Source organism: Streptomyces sp. NPDC088116, from assembly GCF_044741745.1.
Lineage (GTDB): Bacteria > Actinomycetota > Actinomycetes > Streptomycetales > Streptomycetaceae > Streptomyces.
Map to the genome: position 1 here is coordinate 41510 of NZ_JBIUTF010000011.1, position 14817 is coordinate 56326.

Sequence of the window (14817 nt, forward strand, 5' to 3'; positions counted from 1 at the left end):
TCAAACCCACATCTCCAACCGACCTGTCCAACCGACCTGTCCAACCGACCTCTCCAACCGATCTGTCCAACCGATCTCTGAGGCCGATCTCTCGGATCGCTCTCTCAAGCGGAAGCGGAAAGGCTCGTTGACCATGGCTGACCAAGACAAGCTCGTCGAATACCTGAAGTGGGTCACGAAGGATCTGCATCAGACGCGGCGGCGTCTGGAGGAGGCCGAGTCCGGTCGGTACGAGCCGGTGGCGATCGTCGGCATGGCCTGCCGGTTCCCCGGCGGAGTGCGCTCGCCGGAGCAGCTGTGGGACCTGGTGTCCTCCGGCGGCGACGCCATCTCCGGCTTCCCCGCCGACCGCGGCTGGGACTCCGGAACCCTGGGCGGGGAAGGCCGCGACCGCAGCGTGACCGGCCGGGGCGGATTCCTCTACGACGCGGCCGATTTCGACCCCGGCTTCTTCGGGATCAGCCCGCGTGAGGCGCTGGCCATGGACCCGCAGCAGCGGCTGCTGCTGGAGGTCGCGTGGGAGACCGTGGAACGCACCGGTATCGACCCGCTGACCCTGCGCGGCAGCCAGACCGGCGTGTTCGTCGGCACCAACGGCCAGGACTACGTCCGCCTGGTGGCCGAGGCCCGGGAGGAGATGGACGGCCACGGCGGCACCGGGCTCGCGGCGAGTGTGATCTCCGGGCGGCTGTCGTACGTACTCGGCCTCGTGGGTCCGGCGGTCACCGTGGACACGGCGTGTTCCTCGTCGCTGGTCTCCCTGCACCTGGCGGCGCACGCGCTGCGCAGCGGGGAGTGCTCCCTCGCGCTCGCGGGCGGGGTCACCGTCATGACGACCCCCGCGAGCTTCGCCGGGTTCGGCGTCCAGGGCGGGCTGGCCCCCGACGGCCGCTGCAAGGCCTTCGCCGACGCGGCGGACGGCACCGGCTGGTCCGAGGGCGTCGGCCTGGTGATGGTGGAACGGCTGTCCGACGCCGTACGCAACGGGCACGACATCCTCGCCGTGATACGCGGCTCCGCCGTCAACCAGGACGGCCCCTCCAACGGCCTCACCGCCCCCAACGGCCCTTCCCAGCAACGGGTCATCCGGCAGGCCCTGGCATCCGCCGGGCTCTCCCCGGCGGACGTCGACGCGGTGGAGGCGCACGGTACGGGTACGACGCTGGGCGACCCGATCGAGGCGCAGGCGCTGCTCGCGACCTACGGGCAGGACCGTGAACGCCCGCTGCTGCTGGGCTCGGTGAAGTCCAATATCGGCCACACCCAGGCCGCGGCGGGCGCTGCCGGGCTCATCAAAACGGTCATGGCCATGCGGCACGGGGTGCTGCCCCGCACGCTGCACATCGACACCCCGTCCTCCCATGTGGACTGGGCCGAGGGCAGTGTCGACCTGCTCACCGCCCACACCGACTGGCCCCGGACCGATCACCCGCGCCGGGCCGGTGTGTCCTCGTTCGGCATCAGCGGTACCAACGCGCACGTGCTCCTGGAGGAACACACACCCGACGGCTCCGAGCCCGGCGTGGACGCGGAAATCGAGTCCGGTGCCGGTGCCGGTGCCGGTGCCGGTGCCGGGTCCGCGGCCGCCGAGCCGCCCGCCCCGGTGGTCGGCGTGGTGCCCTGGCTCGTCGCCGGCCGGACCGCGACCGCCCTGGACGCGCAGGTCGAACAGCTGAGGCGATTCGTCGCGGAGAACGCGAAGTGCTCGGCCCTGGACGTCGGGTACTCGCTGGCCACCGCCCGCTCGTCGTTCGAGCACCGCGCGGTGCTGCTCGCCTCCGACGAGGGAATCATCGAAGCCGCCAGGGGAGAGGCGGGGGACCTGCCGGTCGCCGTCGCCTTCTCCGGGCAGGGCGCGCAGCGCCTCGGCATGGGACGTGGCCTGTACGAGCGGTTCCCCGCGTTCGCGCGGGCGCTGGACGCGGTCCTGGCGGAGTTCGCCGCCGGATCTGCCGCCGTCCTGGAAACCGGACCCTCCGCGCTCCCGGAGGCCGCCCCTCACCCGGACCTGGCCCGGCTCCGCGAGGTGATCTGGGGCGACGACCCGGACGCCCTCGACGGGACCGGATACGCCCAGCCCGCCCTCTTCGCGATCGAGGTGGCCCTCTACCGGCTGGTCGAATCGCTGGGCGTACGCCCCCGGTTCGTGGCCGGACACTCGATCGGCGAGATCACGGCCGCGCACGTCGCCGGCGTGCTCTCCCTCCCCGACGCCTGCCGCCTCGTCGCCGCCCGCGCCGGCCTGATGGCACAACTCCCCACCGGCGGCACGATGGTGGCCGTCGAGGCCACCGAGGACGAGGTCACGCCCCTGCTGGCCGGACAGGTGTCGGTCGCCGCCGTCAACGGCCCCACCTCCGTGGTGCTCTCCGGCACCGAGGACGCCGTCGCCGCCGTGACGGCCCGGCTGGAGGGACGCCGTACGAGCAGGCTGTCCGTCAGCCACGCCTTCCACTCCCCGCTCATGGACCCGATGCTGGAGGAGTTCCGTACGGTCGTCGGGCAACTCACCTTCCACGCCCCCGAGATCGGCCTCGTCTCCAATCTGACCGGCGCCCTCGCCACCCCCGACGAGCTGCGCTCGCCCGACTACTGGGTCCGGCACGTCCGCGAGACCGTACGCTTCGCCGACGGTGTACGGGCCCTGACCGACGCCGGGGCCGGGGTGCTGCTGGAACTCGGCCCCGACGGGATCCTCTCGCCGCTGATGCGGGAGTCCGCGCCCGCACACACGCCCGTCGTCCCGCTGCTGCGCAAGGACCGGGACGAGGAGACGGCCGCCGTCACCGGCCTCGCCCGGCTGCATGCGGCCGGGGTCGCGGTCGACTGGCGGGAGTTCTTCGCCGGCACCGGCGCCGCCCGTATCGACCTGCCGACGTATGCCTTCCAGCGCGAACGGTACTGGCCCCAGACGGCGGGCGCGGTCCCGCCGTCCCTCACGGGAGCGGGGGACGGGGCCGACGCCGACTTCTGGGCCGCCGTGGAGAGCGAGGACCTGTCGGACCTCGCGGCCCGCCTGGACATCGACGCCGACGCCCTCGGCGGTGTCGTCCCCGCGCTGTCCGCGTGGCGCGGCAGGCGCCGGGCCCGCTCGCTCGCCGACTCACTGCGGTTCCGGGAGAGCTGGCAGCCGCTGCGCGGCACCGCCGCCGCCACCCTGCCCGGCGTATGGCTGGTGGCGCTGCCCGCCGACGGGCCGGACACCGACGACGCCTGGCTACGGCCCCTGCTGGACGGGCTCGGCCCGGACACGGTCCACGTGACCCTGGACAAGCGCCCCGACCGCGCGGAACTCGCCGAGAAACTGGGCGCGTTGGCGGCCAACGGCCTGCGTTTCGCCGGAGTCGTCTCGCTGCTCGCCGCGACCGAGGCCCGACGCTGGACAAGCGTCCCGGTGGGCCTGGTCGACACCGCCGTACTCGTCCAGGCACTCGACGACGCCGGGATCCCCGCACAGGTCTGGTCCGTCACCAGGGGAGCGGTGTCGGTGGACGAGAGCGACCCCGTCACCCACCCGCGCCAGGCCGCCCTCTGGGGCCTGGGCCGGGTGGCCGCCCTGGAGTACCCGGACCGCTGGGGCGGCGTCGTCGACCTGCCCGCAGCGCCGGACGACCTTACGGTACGGCGGCTCCTCGGCATCCTCGGCGGGCCCGGCGACGAGGACCAGCTCGCCGTCCGCGCCTCGGGCGTGTACGGCAGGCGGCTGCTGCCCGCCCCCTCCCGCGACGGCGCCCCGACCTGGCGGCCGTCCGGAACGGTCCTCATCACCGGAGGCACCGGCGCGCTCGGCTCCCACCTGGCCCGCTGGCTCGCCGAACACGGCGCGGACCACCTGCTGCTCCTCAGCCGCCGAGGCCCCCTCTCGCCGGGCGCGGCCGACCTGGAGGCGGAGCTGACCGGCCTCGGCGCGCGCGTCACCGTCGCCGCCTGCGACACGGCGAACCGCGCCGAGCTGGAAGGCGTCCTCGCCTCGATCCCCGAGGAGTTCCCGCTGACCGGGGTCGTGCACGCGGCCGGTGTGCTCGACGACGCCGTACTCGACGGACTGACCCCGCAGCGGTTCGGCGCGGTGTTCCGGGCGAAGGTCGCCCCGGCGATGCTGCTGGACGAACTCACCCGCGACCGCGACCTGTCGGTCTTCGCCCTGTTCTCCTCGGTGGCCGGCGCCGTCGGCAACCTCGGCCAGGCGAACTACGCCGCCGCCAACACGGTGCTCGACGCGCTCGCCCAGCAGCGCCGGGCCCAGGGTCTGCCCGCGACCTCCGTCGCCTGGGGCGCCTGGGAGGGCGGCGGCATGGCCGCCCGTATCGAGGACGTGATGCGCGAGACCGGCACCACCGCGCTCGAACCCGGCCTGGCCCTCGGCGTGCTGGCCGAACTGGTCGCCGCGCCGGACCCCGTCACCGTCGTCGCCGACCTGGGGCGGAGCGATGTGCTGGAGGCGCTGTTCAGCCTGCGCGCCAACGCGTCACTGAGCACCCTGCCCGCCGCCCGGGAAGCGCTCCGGTCCGCCAAGGACCATCGGCGGGAGGGCGAGTCGGTGGCCTCCGAGCTACGGCAACGGCTGTACGCGGCACCGGAGTCCGAGCGCACGGCGCTGCTGGTGGACCTCGTACGGACCCACGCGGCCGGGGTCCTCGGCCACCCGGGACCCGAGGCCATCAGCCCGGACCGGGTCTTCCAGGACCACGGCTTCGACTCGCTGACCTCGATGGAACTGCGCAACCAAATCGCGCGTGTCACCGGTCTCACTCTGCCCGCCGGCCTCCTCTTCGACTACCCGAGGCCCCAGTCGCTCGCCGAGCACCTCGCGGGTGAACTGATGGGACAGCGCCCCGAGAGCGACATCCCCGCGCTCACCGCGTCCCTCGCCCCCGCGTCCGACGACCCGGTCGTGATCGTCGGCATGGCCTGCCGCTTCCCCGGCGGCGCCGACTCACCCGACCAGCTGTGGGACCTGGTCTCCGGCGGCCGCGACGCCATCTCCGGATTCCCCACCGACCGGGGCTGGGGGCTGGAGGGCGAGGGCGGCTTCCTCTACGACGCCGCCGACTTCGACCCGGAGTTCTTCGACATCTCACCGCGCGAGGCCCTGGGCATGGACCCGCAGCAACGGCTGCTGCTGGAGACCTCCTGGGAGGCGATCGAACGGGCCGGTATCGACCCCGTCGCCCTGCGCTCCAGCCGCACCGGCGTGTTCGTCGGCAGCAACGGCGTGGACTACATGCATGTCATCGCCCGCGCCCGGGACATGGAGGGACGCGGCGTCATGCTCGCCCCCGCCGTCATGTCCGGCCGGGTCTCGTACGCCCTCGGCCTCGAAGGGCCCGCCGTCACCGTGGACACGGCCTGCTCGTCGTCCCTGGTGTCCCTGCACCTGGCCGCCCAGGCGCTGCGCGGCGGCGAGTGCTCGCTCGCGCTGGCGGGTGGAGTGACGGTCATGACCACGTCGGCGAGCTTCGCCGGATTCCGGCACCACGGAGGCCTCGCACCGGATGGCCGGTGCAAGGCCTTTTCGGACTCGGCCGACGGCACCGGCTGGTCGGAAGGCGTCGGCATGCTCGTCGTCGAGCGGCTGTCCGACGCCCGGCGCAACGGACATCCCGTCCTGGCCGTGGTACGCGGCTCCGCCGTCAACCAGGACGGCGCGTCCAACGGACTGACCGCGCCGAACGGCCCGTCCCAGCAGCGAGTGATCCGCCAGGCCCTCGCGGCCGGCGGCCTCACCACCGGCGACATCGACGCGGTGGAGGCGCACGGCACGGGCACCACCCTCGGCGACCCGATCGAGGCGGAAGCGCTGCTGGCGACGTACGGGCAGGAACGCGACCCGGCACGCCCGCTGCTGCTGGGCTCGGTGAAGTCCAACCTCGGCCACGCCCAGGCCGCCGCCGGCGTGGCCGGTCTGATCAAGACGGTCATGGCGCTGCGCCACGGAGTGCTGCCGCGCACCCTCCATGTGGACACGCCGTCCTCGCACGTCGACTGGTCGGCCGGTTCGGTCCGGCTGCTGACCGACAACGCCGGATGGCCGCGGACACAGCGCCCCCGCAGGGCGGGCGTGTCCGCGTTCGGGATCAGCGGCACCAACGCCCACATCATCCTCGAACAGGCGCCTCCCGCCGAGGAGTCGACGCAGGACGCTCCGGCGCCCTCGGTGACGCCCGGCCTCGTGCCGTGGGTGCTGTCCGCCAAGAGCGGGGCCGCGCTCGACGCCCAGGTGGACCGGCTGACGTCCTTCGCCGCCGCGACCGGACACACCCCGCTGGACATCGGCTTCACGCTCGCCACCGAACGCTCGGCGTTCGACCACCGGGCCGCCCTGCTGGCCATCGGCGATTCGGTGACCGAGGCGGTCCGCGGCACGGTCGCCCCCGGTCCGACGGCGGTCGTCTTCTCGGGCCAGGGCAGCCAACGCATCGGCATGGGAAGGGAGTTGTACGATCGCTTCCCGGCCTTCGCGGGTGCGCTCGACACCGTACTCGCGGAGCTTTCCGGCCCGGGGCCGGACACGCTGCGCGAGGCCATCTGGGGCGAGGACCCGGACCGGCTCGACGACACCGGAGTCGCCCAGCCCGCCCTGTTCGCCGTCGAGGTGGCCCTCTTCCGATTGATGGAATCCCTCGGCGTCACCCCGAAGTTCGTGACGGGCCATTCGATCGGCGAGATCACGGCCGCGCACGTGGCGGGCGTACTGTCCCTCGCGGACGCCTGCACGCTCGTCACCGCCCGCGCACGCCTCATGCGGGAACTCCCGTCCGGCGGCGCGATGGTGGCCCTGCGTGCCACGGAGGACGAGGTCACCCCGCTGCTGTCCGGCCGGGTGTCGGTCGCCGCCGTGAACGGCCCCTCCTCGGTGGTCGTCTCCGGCGACGAGGACGCCGTACGGGACCTCGCGGCGCGGTTCGAGGAGCGCGGTACGCACCGGCTGACCGTCAGCCACGCCTTCCACTCGCCGCTCATGGACCCCATGCTGGAGGACTTCCGCGCCGCGCTGGCCGGCCTGGAGTTCCACGAGCCGACCGTCCCGGTGGTGTCCAACCTCACCGGCGCCCTCGCCACCGGCGACGAACTGCGCTCGCCCGACTACTGGGTCCGGCACGTCCGCGAGACCGTACGCTTCGCCGACGGCATCCGGACCCTCTCCGACAGCGGGGTACGGACCTTCCTCGAAATCGGCCCCGACGGCGCGCTCACCGCGATGATCCGCGAATCGGCCGCCGACGACGCCGTCGCCGTACCGCTGCTGAGCAAGGACCAGCCCGAGGAGAACGCCGCCGTCACCGCCCTCACCCGGCTGCATGTGGGTGGAACGCCGGTGGACTGGCACGCGTTCTTCGCCGGCACCGGCGCCCGCCGCGTCGACCTGCCGACGTACGCCTTCCAGCACGAGCGGTTCTGGCCGTCCGGATCACCCGTCCCGACCGACCTGTCCGGCGTCGGCCTCGACCCGACCGGGCACCCCCTCATCGGCGCGGCCATGACCGTCGCGGGCTCGGACGATCTCGTACTGACCGGATCCCTCTCCCCGGCGATCCACCCCTGGCTCGCCGAACCGCGCATCGGCGGTACGGCGTACTTCCCCGGCACCGGCTTCCTGGAACTGGCCGTCCGGGCCGGTGACCAGGCCGGCCGCGACCGCGTCGAACACCTCACCGTCACCGAGCCGTTGCCGCTCCCCGCCCAGGGCGCGACACAGATCCAGGCACGGGTCGGCGAGCCGGACGAGGACGGCCGGCGGGACCTGCGGCTGTACGCCCGGCCCGCCGACGCGGCCGACGGCGAATGGCGCCTGCACGCGACCGGCGTGCTCGGCTCCCGTTCGCCCGGCATCACGCCCGACGCCGGGCTCGACCTCACCGAGTGGCCGCCGCCCGAGTCCACCCCGGTCGACCTCGACGGCCTCCACGAGCGCCACGCACAGGCGGGCCTGGAGTACGGCCCGGCGTTCCGCGGCCTGCGGGCGCTCTGGCGCCGGGGCGAGGAGACGTTCGCCGAGGTCACCCTGGAGGGCGGGGCACCGGACGCGGACGGCTACGGCCTGCACCCGGCACTGCTCGACGCGGTGCTGTACGCGGTCCCGTACACAGGCGAGGGTCGCGAGTCGGTCGGTGACAGCGTGCTGCCCGTCACCTGGAACGGCGCTTCGCTGCACGCCTCCGGCGCCACCGTGCTGCGCGCCCGGATCGCCCGTACCGGACCGGACACCGTCACACTCACCGCGACCGACACCGACGGCACGCCGGTCATCTCGGTCGACTCACTGACACTGCGCCCGGTGACGGACGCCCAGCGGGACAACCGCGCGGGACAGAACCCGCTCGACTCGCTCTACCGCGTCGAATGGCACCCCGCGCCGACCCAGCCGACCCCGCTCGCCGGAGCCCGGTGGGCCGTCGTCGGGGACGACCGGCTCGACCTCGGCAACGCGATGGCGCTGGGCGGCGAGACCATCGCCGCCTACGCAGAGACCCTCGCCGGAGCGATCGGTGAGAACGGCGACAACGGCCCCGTACCGAACGGATTCGTGGTCGCGGTCGTCGGCGGCTCCGGCCCCGAAGCCGTGCGCGAGGAGACCCACCGGGCCCTCGCGCTGATGCAGGAGTGGCTGGCCGAGGAGAAGTTCGCCCGCTCCCGGCTCCTCTTCGTCACCAGCGGCGCGATGCCCGTGGACGGCGAGGACATACGCGACCTGGCAGCCGCCGCTGTATGGGGCCTGGTGCGCTCCGCGCAGTCGGAGAACCCCGGCCGCTTCCTGCTGGTCGACATCGACGACGCGCACATATCGGCGCCGGCCCTGTCCGGCCTGCTCGCCTCCGACGACGAACAGTGGGTGCTCCGCGAGCGGACGGCCAGGGTCGCCCAACTCGCCCGGGTACCCGAGCAGCCTCCCGCCGAACGCGCCTGGAACCCTGAAGGGACCGTGCTCATCACCGGCGGCACCGGCGGACTCGGCGGAGACCTGGCCCGGCACCTGGTCGCCACGCGCGGCGTCCGGCACCTGCTGCTGGCCGGCCGCCGGGGCGCCGACGCGCCGGGCGCCGCCGCACTGCGGGACGAACTGACCGCCGCCGGGGCGCGGGTGACCCTCGCCGCCTGCGACGTCACCGACCCCGTCGCCGTACGGGACCTGGTGGCCTCCGTGCCGACCGAAAACCCGCTGACCGCCGTGGTGCACACCGCCGGTGTCCTGGACGACGGCCTGATCGCCTCGCTCACCCCCGAGCGGATCGACACCGTGCTGCGGCCCAAGGCCGACGCCGCCTGGCACCTGCACGAGGCGACCCGCGGACTCGACCTGGCGGCCTTCGTGCTCTACTCCTCGGTGTCCGGCGTGATGGGCAGCCAGGCCCAGGCGAGCTACGCGGCGGGCAACGCCTACCTCGATGCCCTGGCCCGCCACCGGCACGGCCTGGGGCTGCCCGCCACCTCGCTGGCGTGGGGTTTCTGGGGCCGCCGCACCGGCATGACCGGCCACCTGACCGACACCGACATCCAGCGCATGAGCCGCTCGGGCACACCGCCGCTCACCCCGGAACTCGGCCTGGCCCTCTTCGACACGGCCCTCACCCGCGACGAGGCCGCGCTGGTCCCGCTCCGGGTGGACCGCTCGCGGGCGCTCCAGCAGGTACACCCCCTGCTGCGCCACCTCATCGCGGGCGCCCGGCCCACGGCCGCCGGAAAGGCCAGGTCGTTCGCCACCGTACGGGACAAGCTCCGCGGCCTCGACCCCGCCGAGCAGGAGAAACTGCTGGTGGAACTGGTGGTGGGCACCTCGGCCGTACTCCTGGGCCGACGGGACGCGCAGGCGCTGGACCCCGAACGGGCCTTCCTCACCCTGGGGTTCGACTCGCTGATCGCGCTGGAGCTGCGCAATCAGCTCGGCGAGGCGCTCAGCATACGAGTGCCCACGTCGGTGGTCTTCGAGAGCCGGACCCCCGCCGGGCTCGCCCAGTGGCTGCGGGCCCGGCTCGCCGACCAGGGCGGCCTGAGCGCGGCGGCCGAACCCGGCGCGCTGACCACCATCCAGGAGAACACCCAGGACTCGCTGGTCGGCATGTTCTTCGACACGGTGAACTCCGGCAAGCAACTGGAGGCCATGCGGCTGCTGATGGCCGTCGCGGCCACCCGGCCGTCGGTCGCGGCGTCGGCCGAGGTGGAGGAACTGCCGCAGCCGGTGACCCTGGCGTCGGGACCGCGCGGCCCCCGGCTGATCTGCGTCAGCGCCCCCGGTGCGAACGGCGGTGTGCACCAGTACGCCAGGATCGCCTCCCCCTTCCGCGGCAACAGGCACGTCTCCGCACTGCCGTTGCTCGGCTTCGCCGAGGGCGAGCCACTGCCCGCGGACAGCGAGACCGCGGCCAGGCTGATCGCGGAGAGCGCGCTGCTGGCCAGTGACGGCGAACCGTTCGTCCTGGTCGGCTACTCGACGGGCGGTACGTTCGCCTACCGGGCGGCGGGCGTGCTGGAGGAGGTCTGGGGCGTCCGGCCCGAGGGCATCATCATGCTCGACACACTGAGCCTGGGGTACGGGGCCGGCGAACAGGTCGACTGGGACGCGGTCCAGACGAACTACCTCGCGGGCATCGACTCCCCGTCGGTGAAACTGAACAGCGCCCGGCTGTCGGCCATGGCGTACTGGTTCATCCGGATGACCACCGGCGACGCCGAGCGCTACCACACCTCGGTGCCCAGCCTGCTCATCCGGTGCGGGGACGCGCTGCCGGGCGTCGGACACGGCGACGAGGTACCGGCGGTACCCGCCACCGCGACGCGCGTGATCGACGCGGACCATCTGACGCTGATCTCGGACGACTCGGCGGAGACCGCGCGCCTGATGGAGGAATGGCTCACGACGCTCGACCCGGACGCCTGATCCTCGAAGCCCGCGCGACGGTTCCGTACGGCGGTTTCGTACGGAACCGCCGCGCGGCACCGGGCAATGGACAGGCGGTGGGCAAAAGCGGTGGACGGAGATCCCGCGCGCGGCAGACTTGCCCCATGACCACATCGGATGCCAGAGGCGACCTTCACTTCTACCTGCGATCCGCCCGCGAAGCCCTGCTGTGGAAGCTCGAAGGGCTCTCGGAGTACGACATCCGCCGCCCACTGACCCCGACCGGCACCAACCTCCTGGGCCTGGTGAAACACGCGGCCAGTGTGGAGTTGGGCTACCTCGGCGACACCTTCGGCCGCCCGTCCGGCGAGCCACTGCCCTGGCTCGAAGACGGTGCCGGGCCCAACGCGGACATGTGGGCCCCCGCCGAGGAGTCACGGGAGTTCATCGTGGAGCTCTACCGCCGGGCATGGGCGCACGCGGACGCGACGCTCAAGGCCCTGCCGCTGGACACGGTCGGCAATGTGCCCTGGTGGCCGAGCGGCAAGGACGAGGTGACGTTGCACCATGCGGTGGTCCGAGTGATCGCTGACACGCACCGGCACGCGGGGCACGCCGACATCATCCGCGAACTCCTGGACGGTGCCGTGGGGATGAACAAGGGCAACGACAACATCCCGCCGGGCGACTCGGCGTGGTGGGAGAACTACCGAAGCCGCCTGGAGCACGCGGCCCGGGAGGCCGATCGGGACACGTGAGGCCGGACCAGGTCGGGAAGCGCGATATCCGCGCAGGTGAACGGGTTTGCCGACCGGGTGCCGCGTGGGTAGCGTCGCTGTCCGTGACCCCGACTCTGCGCACCGACCGGCTGCTTCTGGAGCCGTACGTACCCGGGGACGAAGAGGGCTTCGTCGCGCTGTTCCAGGACACCAGGGTGTCATGGTGGATGGGCGACGGACCGGCTCCCGAAGCAGCGGACCGGGCTCTGTTCGGGCGGATCTTCACGAAGGTCTACGCCCAGGATCTGTTCGACGTCTGGGCTGTTCGCCGGGACGGACTCCTGGTCGGACATGCCGAGATCAAGCGGACCGACGTCGTCGGAGGCCACGAGATCATCTACGCTCTGGCACCGGCGGCGTGGGGCTGTGGCCTGGGCACCGAATTGGCGGAGGCGATCGTCGCCCATGGCTTCGGCCCCCTCGGACTGACCGAGGTCTACGCCACCGTGGCCGCGCCGAACGAGGCCTCACTGACCCTGCTGGACAGGATCGGTTTCGAGCATGTCCGGGACATCGAGGACGACGGCGGCAGCACTCGCGTGTTGGTCCGCCGTCCGACTGCGAGTGACAAGTCGTCCCTCGCCCGATAGGGGCGAGGGGACGGTTGCCGTTGATCCGTCGGGATCCGCGCAGTCGGCCGACTTCGTCGCTCTACTCCACACGCGCGTGATCGATGAACGCGGTCAATGCGTCCACAGTCGCGTCGGGTTGCTCCTCGGGAATGAAGTGCCCGGACTCCGGGATGACGACGCCGGTCACGTTCTCCGCCCAGGGGCCGAGGGAGGCGGCCATGTCGGGGATCGAGCCGTGGGAGCTGGAGATTCCCAGGACCGGGATGGTCAGGTGCCCTTGTCCGGAATCCAGAGCGTCCCGGTTCTCGCGCCCTGATTCCGCGGCGTCGCGGAAGTAGGCGAGAGACGCTCGGAGCCCTCCCTCGGCTGCGATGGAGGCGGCGTAATGGTCGATATCGGCGCTGCCGAACGTGTTCGGGGACAGTGTCTTGACCCTCAAGAACCATTCCACGTAGTCACGCTCGCGGCCGGTGATCAGCGTCTCGGGCAGTTCGGGCACCACGTGGAACGCCAAGTGCCAGGTCTTCCAGGCCCGTTCGGGATCCGTCGGGATGGCGTCCGGGAGGGTGATTCCGGGAATGCCGGCGTCGAGCAGGGCGACGCCGTGCAGGCGGTCCTGGTACCTCAGGGCGAGCGAGAAGGCGACGCAGGCCCCGATGTCGTGGGCGACGAGCCAGTACTTCGGCACGTTGAGCGCGGTCAGCGCGGCCTGGACGCGCGAAGCGACGGTGTGAGTGTCGTAGCCCTCTTGGGGACGATCGGAGTGGCCCTGTCCCGGCAGGTCGATCGCGATCACGTGGAAGCGCTCGGCAAGGCGCGGCATCGCCTTGTGCCAAGCCCACCAGGTCTGCGGGAATCCGGCGAGCAGCACGACGGTGGGGCCGCCCGACCGACCGCCTTCCACGGCGTGAAGCCGGATCCTTTCCGCGTCGGCCCAGCGGTGGGTGAAGCCCGCGAGGTCGCGCAGCGGCAGCCCGGGGACGGGGTTCTGATCGGGAGATCGGTTCGGGGCGGTGTCGGCCATGCCTCGATCCTAATGGGGTGGTTCGTTGGTTTATGTCCGTCACTCTTGCGAGGTACGGCACCAGACGCCGCGGCCTGGTCCACGAAGATCCGCCGGACGGGCCCTAGGACGCGCGCCGCCGGCGCCGGTGCAGCGTCACCACAACCATGACCGCCAAGGCCCCCGCCGCCCATATGACGGGGTCCTGGTAGGGCCGGTACGGCAGGGCGGGTGACGCGTCGAGCGGGATGGACGCGGTGTTGTTTCCGGGGGTGCGGTCGTAGGGGTTGTACGTACGGATGGCGCCCCGCGCCCCCGGGACCTGGCGGTCGATGCGGATGTGGAAGCCGATGGCGGTCGTACCCCCTGCGTGGCGTACCTCGAGGAAGGTGTCGTCACCGATGTCGCAGACGAATGCCCCGCCGGGCTTCTCCGGCCGTTCGCACGCCCACGTGCCGCCCGAATCCTCGAAGGTGTACGGGATGGACGTGACGGTGGTCCCCTGCGGCGGAATCACCTCGAAGCGGCCCAGCGCCTCGGACTCGGTCAGCCGGCCCGGTCCGTGGTCGCGCAGTCCGAGCCGTACCTTCACCGTGTCGCCGACCCGGCCCCGGACGCTCGTTGTGACCGGCTCGTAGTCGGCCTGCACGGTGGTTTCGACGTGGAGGTCGCTACTGCCGTTCGTGAGGCCGCGGTTGGCCGTCCTGGTCAGGGGCAGCGGGGCGCCTTCGCCGCGTACGGTGAGGTCGTCGGGCTTCCGGAGGTCGGACGACCAGCTGTAGGACAGCGTGCCTTTCAGCTTGCCGGGGCGGCCGTGTAGCCGATCGGGGAACCGGTGCGGTACGCCGTGCCTGGTGCGGCCTTCGTGGGGAACGTGCACCACGCCGAGGTGAACGTGGTGTCGAAGTAGCAGTTGTCGGGGCGCGAGGTCATCAGCAGACCGCTCTGCGCGGTGATGTGCAGGGCGACACCCCGCTTGGCGGTGAACCGGCTGTGGTTGGCGAACCTGGGGGTCAGCGGGTGGGACTTACCCGGTTCCACACCCTTGACCGCCCGTTCCTCCTTGGGCGAGTGCAGTGTGGGACCGCCCACGGTCATGCGGGTGGTGCCGGTGACCGGGGCCGCGTTGTCGGCGGTGGCGGTGTAGGTCACGGTCGCGCCGTCCCCCGGTTCGACGCCGTCCACACCGTGGAGGGTGAAGGGCGCATTGGCCTCCCCGTCGCCGTTCTGGAGGTCGCCGTACTCGCACGTGAACACCGGGCCCGCGCCGGTGCAGTTCCCGTACCCGCCCTTGACCGCCTGGGCGACGCCCTCCAGCCCCGACACGTCCACGACGACCTTGACATCGCGGGCCGGGCCGCCGTCACCGCGCACGACAGCGACGGGCACGACGAAGTCGCTGTTGGTGGCCCCGGCGCCCTCGTCGGCGTTGTACATGCGGAAGGTTGCCGGGGCTTCGAACCGTAACGCGACCTCGCCGGAGCCGTCGGCCGTCGCAGGTGCCGAAGTCGTGGCGAGAACGGCGGCGAGACTTGCCGCCAGGGCAGCCGGACGTCTGGTGATCCGTATCCATTGGAGCATGCGGGCACTATGCCGGAGCGCGTCGACGGCAGTTGAGGTCGGTGC

At 72.4% G+C, this 14817-nt stretch carries 6 protein-coding genes; 3 read left to right on the forward strand and 3 right to left on the reverse strand.

Translation table 11 applies throughout. The annotated features are described in order from the left end of the window. Positions 1–133: 133 nt before the first annotated feature. The 3 genes from ACIOJD_RS33235 (at position 134) to ACIOJD_RS33245 (ending at position 12206) form a co-directional block, all read left to right on the forward strand. Positions 134–10876 (forward strand): type I polyketide synthase, encoded by a 10743-nt coding sequence (locus ACIOJD_RS33235; protein WP_401920042.1) that lies wholly within the window; start codon positions 134–136, stop codon positions 10874–10876. Between the two features lie 125 nt (positions 10877–11001). After that, a complete protein-coding gene (locus ACIOJD_RS33240; RefSeq protein ID WP_401920044.1) occupies positions 11002–11595 on the forward strand; it encodes a DinB family protein in 594 nt (197 codons plus the stop codon). 83 nt (positions 11596–11678) lie between these two features. Then, on the forward strand, positions 11679–12206 hold the full coding sequence (locus ACIOJD_RS33245) for a GNAT family N-acetyltransferase (RefSeq protein WP_401920047.1): 528 nt from the start codon (positions 11679–11681) through the stop codon (positions 12204–12206). Positions 12207–12267: 61 nt separating this feature from the next. On the opposite strand, the gene ACIOJD_RS33250 is transcribed toward ACIOJD_RS33245, so the two are convergent. The 3 genes from ACIOJD_RS33250 to ACIOJD_RS33260 form a co-directional block, all read right to left on the reverse strand. Further along, positions 12268–13212 carry an alpha/beta fold hydrolase gene (locus ACIOJD_RS33250; protein ID WP_401920049.1) on the reverse strand — a complete coding sequence of 315 codons (945 nt, stop codon included), beginning with the start codon at positions 13210–13212 and terminating at the stop codon, positions 12268–12270. Positions 13213–13315: 103 nt separating this feature from the next. Next, on the reverse strand, positions 13316–14071 hold the full coding sequence (locus ACIOJD_RS33255) for a hypothetical protein (protein ID WP_401920052.1): 756 nt from the start codon (positions 14069–14071) through the stop codon (positions 13316–13318). Next, positions 13987–14628: a hypothetical protein gene (locus tag ACIOJD_RS33260; protein ID WP_401920054.1), complete on the reverse strand. Its 642-nt coding sequence runs from the start codon at positions 14626–14628 to the stop codon at positions 13987–13989. The genes ACIOJD_RS33255 and ACIOJD_RS33260 overlap by 85 nt, the downstream gene beginning before the upstream one ends. Positions 14629–14817 lie beyond the last annotated feature (189 nt).